The 12,543-nt window shown below is 74.0% G+C and carries 13 protein-coding genes; 7 read left to right on the forward strand and 6 right to left on the reverse strand.

The features are described 5' to 3' along the window. Positions 1 to 52: 52 nt before the first annotated feature. The 3 genes from T398_RS07060 to T398_RS07070 form a co-directional block, all read right to left on the reverse strand. Positions 53 to 1,639 carry a DNA polymerase Y family protein gene (locus tag T398_RS07060; protein WP_496445550.1) on the reverse strand — a complete coding sequence of 529 codons (1,587 nt, stop codon included), beginning with the start codon at positions 1,637 to 1,639 and terminating at the stop codon, positions 53 to 55. Then, complete coding sequence (gene imuA' / locus T398_RS07065) at positions 1,636 to 2,418, reverse strand: DnaE2-dependent mutagenesis accessory factor ImuA' (RefSeq protein ID WP_496445551.1); 783 nt, start codon at positions 2,416 to 2,418, stop codon at positions 1,636 to 1,638. The genes T398_RS07060 and imuA' overlap by 4 nt, the downstream gene beginning before the upstream one ends. Before the next feature lie 127 nt (positions 2,419 to 2,545). Continuing rightward, positions 2,546 to 2,995 (reverse strand): SAV_6107 family HEPN domain-containing protein, encoded by a 450-nt coding sequence (locus T398_RS07070; protein WP_496445552.1) that lies wholly within the window; start codon positions 2,993 to 2,995, stop codon positions 2,546 to 2,548. A 554-nt stretch (positions 2,996 to 3,549) separates the two neighbouring features. On the opposite strand from T398_RS07070, the gene T398_RS07075 reads away from it, so the two are divergent. Genes T398_RS07075 through T398_RS07100 form a run of 6 tightly spaced genes read left to right on the forward strand, consistent with a single transcriptional unit; the run spans position 3,550 to position 8,922 of the window. Beyond that, positions 3,550 to 4,038, forward strand: coding sequence for a YbaK/EbsC family protein (locus T398_RS07075; protein ID WP_496445553.1), 489 nt, complete (start codon positions 3,550 to 3,552; stop codon positions 4,036 to 4,038). Positions 4,039 to 4,044: 6 nt separating this feature from the next. Continuing rightward, complete coding sequence (locus tag T398_RS07080; RefSeq protein ID WP_496445554.1) at positions 4,045 to 4,803, forward strand: monooxygenase; 759 nt, start codon at positions 4,045 to 4,047, stop codon at positions 4,801 to 4,803. After that, positions 4,800 to 5,369 carry a GNAT family N-acetyltransferase gene (locus T398_RS07085; RefSeq protein WP_496445555.1) on the forward strand — a complete coding sequence of 190 codons (570 nt, stop codon included), beginning with the start codon at positions 4,800 to 4,802 and terminating at the stop codon, positions 5,367 to 5,369. The genes T398_RS07080 and T398_RS07085 overlap by 4 nt, the downstream gene beginning before the upstream one ends. Continuing rightward, positions 5,366 to 6,244, forward strand: a complete 879-nt coding sequence (locus T398_RS07090) for a carotenoid biosynthesis protein (protein ID WP_496445556.1) — start codon at positions 5,366 to 5,368, stop codon at positions 6,242 to 6,244. The genes T398_RS07085 and T398_RS07090 overlap by 4 nt, the downstream gene beginning before the upstream one ends. Positions 6,245 to 6,296: 52 nt before the next feature. Beyond that, positions 6,297 to 7,424, forward strand: a complete 1,128-nt coding sequence (locus tag T398_RS07095) for a glycosyltransferase family 2 protein (RefSeq protein WP_496445557.1) — start codon at positions 6,297 to 6,299, stop codon at positions 7,422 to 7,424. A gap of 10 nt (positions 7,425 to 7,434) precedes the next feature. Further along, entirely contained in the window at positions 7,435 to 8,922 is a 1,488-nt protein-coding gene (locus tag T398_RS07100) for a phytoene desaturase family protein (protein ID WP_496445558.1), read from the forward strand. Positions 8,923 to 9,047: 125 nt separating this feature from the next. Here T398_RS07100 and T398_RS07105 read toward each other — a convergent pair whose 3' ends face one another. Beyond that, entirely contained in the window at positions 9,048 to 9,737 is a 690-nt protein-coding gene (locus T398_RS07105) for a CDP-alcohol phosphatidyltransferase family protein (protein WP_496445559.1), read from the reverse strand. Positions 9,738 to 9,781: 44 nt separating this feature from the next. Continuing rightward, the gene (gene metF / locus T398_RS07110) at positions 9,782 to 10,699 is read right to left on the reverse strand and encodes a methylenetetrahydrofolate reductase [NAD(P)H] (RefSeq protein WP_496445560.1); all 918 of its coding nucleotides are present in this window, start codon (positions 10,697 to 10,699) and stop codon (positions 9,782 to 9,784) included. A gap of 181 nt (positions 10,700 to 10,880) precedes the next feature. Here metF and T398_RS07115 point away from each other — a divergent pair, with 181 nt between their 5' ends. Then, positions 10,881 to 11,963 carry a polyprenyl synthetase family protein gene (locus tag T398_RS07115; RefSeq protein ID WP_496445561.1) on the forward strand — a complete coding sequence of 361 codons (1,083 nt, stop codon included), beginning with the start codon at positions 10,881 to 10,883 and terminating at the stop codon, positions 11,961 to 11,963. A gap of 53 nt (positions 11,964 to 12,016) precedes the next feature. Here the strand turns inward: T398_RS07115 and T398_RS07120 are convergent, their stop codons facing one another. Continuing rightward, the gene (locus tag T398_RS07120) at positions 12,017 to 12,397 is read right to left on the reverse strand and encodes an Rv2175c family DNA-binding protein (RefSeq protein WP_018726793.1); all 381 of its coding nucleotides are present in this window, start codon (positions 12,395 to 12,397) and stop codon (positions 12,017 to 12,019) included. Between the last annotated feature and the right edge of the window lie 146 nt (positions 12,398 to 12,543).

Below are 12,543 nucleotides of genomic sequence, written 5' to 3' on the forward strand. Positions count from 1 at the left end.
GTACCCGCCGACGCCACCGAGACTCATCGGTGGGCCGCCGGCGCCACCGGGATCAGTCATAGCTCGCCTCCACCAGCCACCGGCCCCCCTCGACCGCGAGCAGCAGGGCGGCGCCATCGGCGAGGCAGACCTGGAACCGGGCCCGCCGCCGGGCCGCCGCCGGTTCCCACCACCGCTCGTCAACCGGCCATGGACCAGCCCATCCGGTGATCGCCACCGGCCGGCCGGCCCCGATGGTGAGCCACACCGGTGCCGCACTCACCGCCAGGCGTGCGCTGATCACGACGGGCTCCTCGACGGCGTCCTGCACGGTAGCGGCCAGCGGCTCGGGGAGCACCACCGCTGGCGCCGGCGGTGGCAGCCGGCCCGGCCACGGCGGCTCCCCCGGCCGGCCCGGCAACCACCCCGACGTGGGGGACCCAGGGCGGGCCGACCGGCGTTCATCGCCCCACGGCACCAGGCGCACCTGGTCGGCCGGGGAGCGCCCACCGCCGAGTACCGCGGTGACCACCGCCTCGGGGCCAAGGAGACCCTGGATCCGGCTCAACGCCCGGTGCGCCCGGTCCCGCTCCTCCCCGGCCTCCCCCCACAGGCCGGGCTGGAGGGCCCCCGGCGCGACCACCCCGTCGGGCACCAGCCGTAGCCGGACGATGCCGGCGGTGGGCCGCACCGGTTCGGCACCCGACCGACCACCGGAGAGCCACCCGTCGAGCTGCCACCGCGTCCGGTCGGCGATGGCGGCGGCGGTGAGCAGACCGTCGTGCCGCCAGGTTCGGTGCAGTTCCTGACCGTGCGCGGTCACCGCCTCAATTCCGAGGCGGGTGCAGGCCAGCCCGTACGCGGCGAGGCGGTCGTGCAGCCGCTCGGCCAGCGCGCGGGCGACGAAGGCCGCCGCGTCAATCCGGTCGAGCGGTTCGTCCTGGTCCGCGGTGACCGTCAGGTCCACCGGGGGCTGCCGAACCGTGAGCGGGCGGTGATCCCGGCCCATGGTCAGCCGGTGGGCCAGCGCACCGTCGGCGCCGAATCGGGCCAGCACGTCGCCGGGGGGCAGCGCGGCGAAGTCGCCGAGGGCGCAGATACCGAGCCGACGCAGCAGGTCGGCCAGGGCCGGTCGACCGAGCGCCTCGACCGGCTGGTCGGCGAGGAACCGGGGCGTCCCGCCCGGGGGAACCACCCGGCCGCTGCGGGCGGCCAGCCCGGCGGCGAACTCCCCGTCGGCGATGCCGACCTGGCTCTCCACCGCACAGGTCTGGGCGACGTGCTCGATGATTCGCTCCGCCGCCACCTCCTCACCGCCGAGGTGGCGGGCCGGGCCCCGGGCCGGTACCGCGCACATCCCGGGGCGGACCACCGCCACCCCGGCCACCAACTCCTCGACTGCGGCCACCACCGGCTCGAACGCCCGGGCGTCCCGGGCCGGATCGTGGGCGAGGACAGTGAGTCGGGGGCAGCGACTCTGCGCCTCCCGCCGCCGTAGTCCTCGACGCACTCCCTCGGCCCGGGCCGGCTCGGAGCAGACGACCACCCGGTTGGCGTGCAGTACCGCGACCGGGTCGGTGCTGGGCACCCCCTCCACCAGCTCAGCGGCGACCACCGGCCAGTCCGGGCACCAGAGCACCATCGTGCGGAGCCCGGTCATGCCGAACCAGCCAGGGTGAGCGGCCCGGACGCGTCGGTGGCCGGTGGCACCGCCCGGAGCCGCCCGGCACCGGAACGCCCAGTGGGCGAAGCCGCCCGGGTGCCACCGGTCGATTCCGGAACCACCTGGGTCGAACCAGTACCGGGCAGCCAGATCGTCACCTCCCGGGGACGGGTGGCGGCGCCCCGCCCCCGCGCCGCCACGGTGACCTCCCGCCGCCGCAGCCGGCCCCGGCCGACACCGACTCCCTGCCAGACTCCCCGGGTCACCCGAAGGGTCAGGTCGGCGCCGTCCCACCGTCCGTACGGGACGAGGACGCTGCCCCGCTGCCGGGCCCGCGCCGCCAGTCGACTGGCGACCGATGCGGACACTGCGGCCGGGACGGCGGCGACCACGACGTCCACCCCATCGATCAGCGTGGCGACGACGGTGGCCCACTCGGGTCCTGGATGCGGCACGAGGGCGAGCCGGTCCAGGGCGATCCCGAGCTCGGCGGCGGCGACCGCCCCGAGGGTCGGCACCCCGACCACGGCGCACCACGAGCCGGCCCGGGACGCCTCGGCGAGCAGCGCCAAGGCCAGGGAGGTGGCGCCGCTGTGCCGGGGCTGGCCAGCGGCGACCGAAATCGTGCTGCCGCGGCGTAGCCCCCGGTTGGGCAGCAGGCCGGTCAGCTCGGGGGCGACCGGCAGCACCCGCTGCCCCCCGATCGGGTCCGGCGCACTCGCCGGACGCACCAGACCCGCCAACGCGGCGGAACCGACCACCATTCGGCCCGCCATCGGACCTACCCCCTGTCGTGCTGTTGTACTGCTGGACCAGCGCATTACAAATAGCTCAAGAACTCACAAAACGGACTTGGCGGAAGAATCCCTCTGCTGTTACCAGCACCCTCGGCGTCGCCGCGACTCAGGCCGCCCGACCCTCAGGGGACGGCGCTTGCACCACACCCAATGCGACCGCCACCACCAGCACGAACTCCTCGGCGGCACGCAGCAGGTCGTCGGCCTCCCGGGCGGTGACGACCCGTGGGATGCCGGCCTCGGCAGCGGCGCGCTTACCGGCCGCCAGGGCAAAGAACCGGGCCCACTCGCCGAGCTCGGGGGCGACACCGGAGAGCAGGACCCAGACGCTGGTAGCCCGGCTACGCCGAGTCGGCACGGGGCGAGCGTGGACGGCGAGCAGCGCCGCGGCGGCCCGCAGAGCCGCCAGGTGGGCCGCCGCGTAGCGGAGACCGTCGGGGCCGGTACGGGCAGCTTCGACGAGCCCGCAACGGGCCACCGCGAGGAGCTGGACAGGGGTGCGCTGCGGCAGTACGTGAGCCGGCACCGACGGCACGGGAGCTGGGTTGATCGGCATGCGCTGTCTCCTCCAGGGGCCGAGGCGCCACCCCGACGGACCTGAGCCGCCGGCGGACCGCCGGGTCGAGTGGTGCGGAGAAAGACGCACCGGCGGGGCCAGCCGGGCATGGACGCTTCCCCACACCACACCCGGCCGGCATGACCAGCAGGTTCGTCGCCCGCCGCCGGGGGTCGAGGGCGGCGGGCGACGCTCCCGCCTGACGGGCCGGGGCTCGCGACCGCCCACGGCCCTGGGCGCGACCCGCGGCGCCGCACCCGCCCGGAGCGGCGCCGCGAAACACCACTCCGACTTGTCGGAACGAGCATGCGAAGCAAACCCTCGCTATCGAACACCCGTTCTAACTACTGCTGACAGTACACCCTCCCGCCGACAAAAACACAACGTGTGCCACACGTCGCCGCACGTCGGACAGGTCGCCGGCCGCCGCACCCACCGCAGTCAACCTGGCGGCCGGACCGCCCGTGATCGCCACCTCGGGCTCGCCGCCCACCGGCCACCACCGCTGGCGTGGTCAACGAAGGCGCCCGGTGCGCACCGGGAAGAATGGCCGAATGCACCCACACCCGAAAGTACGAGCGACGCAGGAGGCGCTGGACGGCGCTGGCGCACGCGACGGCGCTGGCACACCCAGCCTGGTTCGCCTGTTGCCCGACGCCGTCCACACCGCCGCGGCAGCCGCCGCCGCCCTCGATGTCGAGATCGGGCAGATCGCCAACTCCCTGGTCTTCGAGACAGCCGACGGGCCGCTGCTGGTGCTGACCTCCGGAGCGCACCGGGTGGACACCGTCGCCCTCGCCGCGGCGATCGGCGTCACCCGACTCCGGCGGGCCACGCCGGAGTTCGTCCGTGAACACACCGGACAGGTCATCGGTGGAGTCGCCCCGGTCGGCCACCCCCGGCCACTGCGCACCCTGGTGGACACCACCCTCGACAAGTACGACGAGATCTGGGCCGCGGGCGGCGTACCCCGCGCGGTCTTCCCCACCACCTATCCGGAGCTGCTGCGGGTAACCGGCGGCACACCGGCCGAGGTGGCGTGAGCGGGCTTGTCGAACGAGCCACGCCCGGTCAACCGCCGGGCGCCGGTCCCCGAGTTGGTCACCCTGCACGTGTGGCGGACCAGCCGAGCTGGGCTGCCCCGGGTGCTGGCCCGGATGGCAGCCGACCCGCGCCGGCTCCGCGCGCTGCCCGGCGTCCGCTTCGCCAAACTGCTCGGCACCGGGACCGGCACCGGCTTCGGTCCCCGCGACGCGGACCTGACCCGGTGGGCGGCGTTGACCGTGTGGGACTCCCCCGCCGCGGCCACCGGCTTCGCCGGCTCCCCGGTGGGACGGGCCTGGGCACGCATCGCCCATGCCGCCGTCCGAATCGACCTACGCCCGCTCACCAGCCGGGGCGCGTGGTCCGGCCGGCAGCCGTTCGGCGACCCGCCAGGCGGGCGATCCAACGGCCCGGTGCTGGCACTGACCCGGGCCCGGCTCCGCCCCACCCGGGCGGTCACCTTCTGGCAGGCGGTACCCCCGGTGGCCCGCGCGCTGCACACCGCACCCGGCCTGCTCGCCCGCTTCGGCGTCGGCGAGGCACCGCTGGGCTGGCAGGGCACGGTCAGCGTGTGGCGCACCCCGGCGGAGCTGGTCGCATTCGCGTACCGTCACCCCGAGCATCGTGCCGCGATCAGGCGAACCCCCACCGAGGGGTGGTACGCGGAGGAGCTCTTCGCCCGGTTCGAGGTGCGCGATGTGGTCGGTGACCGGACGGTGCTGGACTGGACCACGGACGGCGGAACGAAGGTGGGGACGGCATGAGGCTGGTGCGGTGGACACCGGACGACCTCGTTCGGCGGCTGGACGACGTGGTGACCGTCTACGGCGAGGCGATGGGGTACCGCGCCGATCTACTCAGGGCGCGGCGCGGCTACATCGCCTCCCACGTCCGCCGCCCCGGTTTCCGCGCTGTCGTCAGCCTCACCTCCGAAGGCCACCTGGCCGGATTCGGCTACGGGTACCACGGGAAGCCCGGCCAGTGGTGGCACGACCAGGTGGGGCGGATGCTGGACCCGGCCACCCGCCGCCGCTGGCTGGCCAGCTGCTTCGAGGTGGTCGAGCTACACGTCCGACCACCCGCGCAGGGGCACGGGCTGGGCGCCAGCCAGCTGCGCGCCCTGCTCGGGATAGCGGAGGGGAGCACCACCCTGTTGTCCACCCCGGAGGCAGACGAGCAGCACTCCCGGGCCTGGCGACTGTACCGACGCTTCGGCTTCGTCGACGTCCTGCGCGACTTCCGCTTCCCCGGTGACGAACGCCTGTTCGGGGTACTCGGTCGGGACCTGCCGCTCCCTTCCCCCACCCCCGCCGGGAGAGCACCCACATGACCCGGCCCACCGCCCTGCCGGGGCCGGCCCTCCGGACCGTCTGGGCGCTGTTTGCCGTGCTGGTGCTGGTGCAGATCTGCTACCCCCTGACCACGGGGCAGACCCGGGCCCGGCTGACCGTCGCCACAGTCCTGCTCGGCTACCTGCTCTCGGTCGGCCACGCGCTGCTCAGCCGGGGTCCTCGGACGGCGACGGCGTTGCTCGCCGTGGTCACCGGCGGTGGCTTCGCGATCGAGGCGCTCGGGGTGGCCACCGGGTTCCCGTTCGGCAGCTACGACTACGCGGAACAGCTCGGGCCGAAGCTGGCCGGGGTACCGCTGATCATCCCCCTCGCCTGGACCTGGATGGCCTGGCCCGCCTGGCTGACCGCGGTCCACCTCACCGGGGGTGGGCCGGCCGGGGGCACCGGGCCGGCTGTCCGCCGAATCGCACTGGCAGCGGTCGGGCTGGCCGCCTGGGACCTCTTCCTCGACCCGCAGATGGTCGCCGAGGGGCACTGGGTCTGGCGGAACGCCACCCCCGCGCTGCCCGGCCTGCCCGGCATCCCCGTCAGCAACTACCTGGGCTGGCTGCTCTTCGCGGTGCTGGTGATGGCCGCCCTGCGGCCACTGGCCGGCACCGCCGTGGCCACCACCGACAGCCGCGACGCTCCGATGCTCGCGCTCTATCTGTGGACGTACGGCTCCAGCGTGCTGGCCCACGCCGTCTTCCTCGGCCTGCCCGCCTCGGCCGGGTGGGGCGCCGCGGTTATGGCGCTGACCGCGGTGCCGCTGGCGGTGACGCTGCTGCCCCGGCGACTCCGGCCGACGCTGCTGCCCCGACGCGGCCAGAGGACGCCAGCGGACCGGCGGCGGCGCGCCGACACGTCGGTATGAGCGATCCGGCCCGGTGTCGCACCGCCGGCCCCCACCGAGCTGGGGCGCCGACATGATCCTGTTGCTGGCGATCCTGGTCAGCGTGGCCGCGCTGACCACACACACCCTGGTCAACGCGGGCCGTTGGCTGCGCCGCCCGGTCGGGACGTCGGCGACGGTGACCGAACCGGTGGCGGTGCTGCTGCCGCTGCGCAACGAGGCCGCCCGAGTCGCCCCATGCCTGCGCGCGCTGCTGGCCCAGCGCGGTGTGCCGCAGCTACAGATCGTGGTGCTCGACGACGGGTCGACCGACGGCACCCGCGAGGTCGTCCGCACGGTCGCCGGCGACGACCCCCGGGTCACCCTGCTCGACGGCGACGCTCCACCGCCGGGTTGGCTGGGCAAGCCGCACGCCTGCTGGCAACTCGCCGCCCGGGCCGACCCGGCCGCCACCGTGCTGGTCTTCGTCGACGCCGACGTGGCGCTCGCCCCCCACGCCGTGGCCGCGGCGGTCGGCGAGCTACGGGCCGCGCGGGTGGCGTTGCTGTCGCCGTACCCCCGGATCCTGGTCACGACGGTGGCCGACCGGCTGGTTCAGCCGTTGTTGCAGTGGTTGTGGCTGACGTTCCTGCCGCTGCCCGCGATGGAACGGTCGGCCCGGCCGTCCCTGGCCGCGGCCGGTGGGCAGTTCCTGGTCGTGGACCGGGCCGGATACACCGCCGCCGGTGGACACGCGGCGGTGTCCGACCAGGTTCTGGAGGATGTCGGGTTGGCCCGGGCGGTCAAGCGGTCCGGCGGCCAGATCGCCCTCGCCGACGGCTCACAGCTGGCCACCTGCCGGATGTACGACGACTGGCCACAGCTGCGCGACGGCTACTCGAAGTCGCTGTGGGCCTCGTTCGGTCGTCCCTCGGCGGCGGCCACGGTGGTCGCGCTGCTGCTGCTGCTCTACACCGTCCCGGTGCTGGTCGCCGTGGCCGCGCTGATCGGCGGTGCGCCGGGGACAGCCGCCGTCGCCGCCGGGGCCTACCTACTCGGGGTCGCCGGGCGGGTGGTCAGCGCCCGGGCAACCGGCGGTCGGTGGTGGCCGGACGCGTTGGGGCACCCCGCGTCGGTAGCGGTTCTCGGTTGGCTGACCCTGCGGTCGTACCATCTGCGGAAGCGACGGCGCCTGAGCTGGCGGGGCCGTCCGGTCGGCTAGGAGGCGCGCCATGGCGCGGATCGTGATCGTCGGCGCCGGGGTGGGTGGCCTGGCCACCGCCGCCCGGCTGGCCACCACCGGGCACCAGGTCACCCTCCTGGAGCAGGGTGACACGGTGGGCGGCAAGCTCGGCCGGTACGTACGCGACACGCCCGCCGGCCCCTTCCACTTCGACACCGGTCCCAGCCTGCTGACCCTGCCCCAGGTATTCCACGACCTGTTCGAGGCCACCGGGGCAAAACTGGACGAATACCTGGACCCGGTCCCGCTCGACCCGATCGTGCGACACGTCTTCCCCCACGGTGGACCAACGCTTGATTCGTGCGCCGACTCCGACGAGTTCGCCGCCCGCATCCGCGCGGCCTTCGGCGAGCGGGCCGCCGACCAGTGGCGGCGCCTCTGGCGGCGTGCCGAGCGGGTCTGGACGGCCTCGGAACGGGATATCCTGCGCCGCCGGGTCGACTCGCCCCGAGACCTGGCGATGCTGGCCTGGCGGCTGGGCGACCTGGCCGCTGTCGGGCCGGGCCGCACGCTACGGGGACTGGGCCGCGCCCACCTGTCCGACCCCCGGCTCCAGATGCTGCTCGACCGGTACGCGACGTACGCCGGAACTGACCCGCGCCGGGCACCGGCGGCCCTCGTCGCCGTCCCCTACGCCGAGCTGGCCTTCGGCGGCTGGTACCTCCGCGGCGGACTGGGCACCCTCGCCGACGCCCTGCTGACCCGCTGCCTGGATCTCGGGGTGGTGGTAAGGACCGGCGTCCGGGTCACCCGGATCGACGCGGCGGGCGGACGGGTGCACGGCGTACGCCTCGCCGGCGTGCACGCCCCCGTGCCGGCCGATGTGGTGGTGTCCAACGTTGACGCGCTCACCCTCTACCGGGACCTGCTGCCCACCCCACGACGGCTGGCCGCGCTGACCGACCGCAGCCTCGCCGGCTTCGTGCTGCTGCTCGGCGTACGCGGGGACACCGGGCTGGCCCACCACAACGTCTTCTTCCCCGACGCCTACGACAGCGAGTTCGACGCGGTCTTCGGGGCGCCCGGGCGGGGGGTTCGGGCGCGCCCGGCCCCGGACCCGGCGGTCTTCGTCACCGTGGCCGCCGACGAGACGGTCCGCCCGGCTGGGCACGAGGCGTGGTTCGTGCTGGTCAACGCCGCTCGGCAGGGCACCGCCGCCGATGCTGTCGACTGGCGACGCCCCGGCCTCGCCGAGGCGTACGCGGACCGGATCCTGGACGTGTTGGCCGCGCGGGGGGTGGACGTACGGAACCGGCTGCTGTTCCGGGAGATCCGTACGCCGGCCGATCTGGGCAGTGCGACGGGCGCACCGGGCGGAGCCATCTACGGCACCACGGGCGGCCTGCTCCGCCCGCCCAATCGGGGGCCGGTCCGCGGGCTGTGGCTGGTCGGTGGCTCCTGCCACCCGGGCGGCGGGCTGCCGATGGTCGCCCTCTCCGCCCAAATCGTCGCCGACTCCATCGGCCCTGCCTGGTAGCGGGCCGGCCCGATCCGCCACCGCCTACCCGCGGGGTCCGGCCTCGCCACCGCGGGGTCCGGCCTCGCCACCGCCTACCCGCGGGGTCCCGGCTTCGCTGGCGCGCCTCCGGTGGGGCGCGAGCGTCAACTGGCGTTGATCAGTGCGCCCCGGACGGCGGCCAGTAGCTGTCCGAGGCCGAAGCCGGCCAGCAACGCCCAGACCGCGCTCGCCATGGTGCTGGTGCCCGCGGTCAGGTCCGGCGCGATCAGCCCCGCCAGCCCGGCCAACAGCAGGCCGACGAGGGCCACCACGACCCGGGTCGGCCGCTCCCCCACGGTCACCGCACCGACCTCTCGCATTCCGGCGGAGGTCGCCCGGGCCCGCACGTACTCGTGCAGCCAGGAGAGCGCACCACCGGCGACCACCAGTGCGCCCGGCGCGCCGAGCAGCCAGAACGCGACCAGCCAGGCCGCCTCACCGAGCCGGTCGGCCACCGAGTCGTAGACGTACCCGAGCCGGGTGGTGCGGTTGCTCGCCACCGCGACCGCGCCGTCGAGACTGTCCGCCACCGAGGCGAACAGCACCAGCAACGCGCCGAGAAAGGGCCCGTCCTGCGGGCGTACCACGACCAGCGGCACGCCGAGGCAGAGCAGCACCCCGGCGACGGTCACCGCGGTCGGGGCGACCCGTAGCCGACCCAGCACGTAGCCCCCGTGGTACGCGAGGCGCAGCCAGGCCCGGACCGGCGGGGCTGCGGCGCGTGGATCGAACCCACCGTGCAGGCGCGCCCAGGCCGTGGCGTACTGGTCCCAGTTCAGCTGTCTGCCCACCACGGATCAACCGTCGCACCGATCGCGCGGTGTCGTGGCGCGTCTGCTCACCCGGGGGTACTGACTCGCAGATTCCGCCAGATCTCCCGGGTCGCGGTGGACCGGTTGAAGGTGATGAAGTGGATGCCGGGAACACCCTCGTCCAGCAGCCGCTGGCACATCTCGCTGGCCTGCTCGACGCCGAGCTGGCGGACTGCCTCCGGGTCGTCCGCGACCCGCTCGAAGCGTGCGGCCAGGGCCGGCGGGAAAGGCGCGCCGGAGAGCTGCTCCGACCGCTCGATGGTGCTGACCTTCGTTACCGGCATCACGCCCGGGATAATCGGCGTGGCACAGCCCGCCGCTACCACCCGGTCCCGCAGTCGAAGGTACTCGTCCGCGTCGAAGAACATCTGAGTGATCGCAAACTCGGCTCCGGCCCGGCACTTGCGGACGAAGTACGCCGTGTCGGAGTCGATGTCGGGCGAGCGGGGGTGCTTGTACGGGAAGGCGGCAACGCCAACGCTGAAGTCACCGGCGTCGCGGACCAGGCGGACCAGGTCCTCCGCGTAGTCCACGCCATCCGGGTGGGGGATCCACTCGCCGGTGGGGTCGCCGGGCGGGTCGCCGCGCACGGCGAGCACGTTCCGCACGCCCGCAGCGGCCAACCGCCCGATCACGTGCCGCAGCTCGGCCACCGAGTGGTTGACTGCGGTCAGGTGCGCCATCGGCAGCAGCGTGGTCTCGGTAGCTACCCGTTCGGTAACCGCCACGGTCGTGTCCCGAGTTGAGCCACCGGCGCCGTAGGTGATCGAGACGAACGACGGGCGCAGCGACTCCAGCTCCCGGATGGCCTGCCAGAGCAGCCGCTCGCCCTGCGCTGTCTTCGGGGGCATGAACTCGAAGGAGAAGGTCGGCCGGCGGTCGCGGATCAGCTCCCCGATCGCCGACTGCGGATTGGGGAGAACCGATGGAAGACCAAGCGCCACGCCATGACTCTAGCGGCGCCGGGCCGCGATCCCTAGACCTTCCCCCGTCGCAAACGATGACAAGGGGTACGGTACGGCCGACACCCCGCAACACGGCACAGTCGACACCGCCCGACCGGGCCCGGCGCGTCGCCAGGCCGCCGGTGGGTAACCGGCCGTCGCGACCGGCTAGCGTCAGGGCGTGACCTACGCTGCTCCTGTCTCCCCGGTGGACCGTGCCGGGCTTCGGCAACGCGTCAACAAGGCGCTGGCCGACTTCCTGGTGACCCGACGTGCCTGGATGACCGATGTCGACGCCTCCCTCGCCCCGTTGGCCGACGCGGTCGAGGCATTCGTCCTCGGCGGCGGCAAGCGGCTACGGCCCGCCTTCGCCTACTGGGGCTACCGGGGCGCCGGTGGAATCGACACCGAACAGGTGACGACCGCCCTGGCCGCGTTGGAGTTCGTGCAGGCCAGCGCCTTGATTCACGACGATCTGATCGATCGTTCGGACACCCGGCGGGGTGAGCCGGCGGTGCACCTGCGGTTCGCCGCCCGGCACCGGTCGGCGGACTGGGACGGAGACGCGGACGGCTTCGGTGAGGCGGCGGCCATTCTCCTGGGTGACCTGTGCCTGGTCTGGTCGGATGAGCTGCTGCACTCCGCCGGACTGGACCCGCGCACCACCGCCCGGGCACGGCCGGTATTCGACCAGATGCGGACCGAGGTCACCGTGGGCCAGTACCTCGACGTACTGACCCAGGCCACCGGGGACACGTCGGTCGAGCGGGCCGGGAAGGTCGCTCGCTACAAGTCGGCGAAGTACACCGTCGAACGCCCGTTGCTACTCGGCGCCGCACTGGCCGACGCCAGCCCCGAGGTCCACGCGGCGTACTCGGCGTACGGGCTGCCGCTGGGTGAGGCCTTCCAGCTGCGCGACGATGTGCTGGGGATCTTTGGTGACCCGGCGCAGACCGGTAAACCAGCCGGCGACGACCTCCGCGAGGGAAAGCGGACCTACCTGGTGGCGGCCGCGTTGGAGATGGCCGGCACCGCGGACCGGGAGGTGCTGCTCGACGGCCTCGGCGACGCCAACCTCGACGACGCCGGGGTGGCCCGGCTGCGGGAGCTGATCGGAGCCAGCGGCGCGCTCGGCCGCGCCGAGCAGCGGATCCAGGAGCTCACCGACACCGCGCTCGCCGCACTGTCCACCGTTGACCTCGACACCGAGGCGCACCAGGCCTTGGCCGACCTCGCCATCGCCGCCACCCGCCGCCCTGCCTGACCCCCCCGCCCCATCCGGCCGGACCTCGACCGGACCGGGCGGGGAACCCCGAGTCAGAAACCGAGGGCTTGGGCGCGACGTTTGACCTCGCGGGCCTGATCGCCGGCCAGCGCCACGGCGGCGGTGCCGCCGGGCAGGGTGTCATCGGGCTGGTAGAGCCAACGCAGGATCTCTTCATCGTCGTAGCCGGCGTCGGCGAGGAGGTTCAGCACCCCGGGTAGATGCTTGAGCGCCCCTCGGGTCGCCACCAGGTCCGCCGGCACCCGACGGGCACCGTCTCGGCGGACCGCGATCAGCTCCCGGTCCCGGATCATCTGGTGGACCTTGCTGATCGTCAGGTCGAGGCGCTCGGCGACGGCCGGCAGGGTCAGCCACGCGGTCGGTTCGGCGGCAGGGCTCACGGCGGGCTCGCCAGCGGGTACGGAGTCGGTCACCCGACCACCCTGCCACGCCGCTCCGGCATCGGGCGAGCGCCCCCACGGCCCGGATCCGGGCCGTGGCGCACCGACCGGAGCTGCAAAAACGGCCGTCTGGTGGGTCACCGGATTCAAAACGTCACTGCCGGCCTGTAGCATCGGTG

The organism is Salinispora goodfellowii (genome assembly GCF_059570675.1).

Coding starts and splice junctions, on each gene's coding strand:
- T398_RS07070 (WP_496445552.1), bottom strand. CDS start 2,995: ATGCCGATCAACCCAGCTCCCGTGCCGTCGGTGCCGGCTCACGTACTG.
- imuA' (WP_496445551.1), bottom strand. CDS start 2,418: ATGGCGGGCCGAATGGTGGTCGGTTCCGCCGCGTTGGCGGGTCTGGTG.
- T398_RS07075 (WP_496445553.1), top strand. CDS start 3,550: ATGCACCCACACCCGAAAGTACGAGCGACGCAGGAGGCGCTGGACGGC.
- T398_RS07060 (WP_496445550.1), bottom strand. CDS start 1,639: ATGACCGGGCTCCGCACGATGGTGCTCTGGTGCCCGGACTGGCCGGTG.
- T398_RS07085 (WP_496445555.1), top strand. CDS start 4,800: ATGAGGCTGGTGCGGTGGACACCGGACGACCTCGTTCGGCGGCTGGAC.
- T398_RS07100 (WP_496445558.1), top strand. CDS start 7,435: ATGGCGCGGATCGTGATCGTCGGCGCCGGGGTGGGTGGCCTGGCCACC.
- T398_RS07090 (WP_496445556.1), top strand. CDS start 5,366: ATGACCCGGCCCACCGCCCTGCCGGGGCCGGCCCTCCGGACCGTCTGG.
- T398_RS07095 (WP_496445557.1), top strand. CDS start 6,297: ATGATCCTGTTGCTGGCGATCCTGGTCAGCGTGGCCGCGCTGACCACA.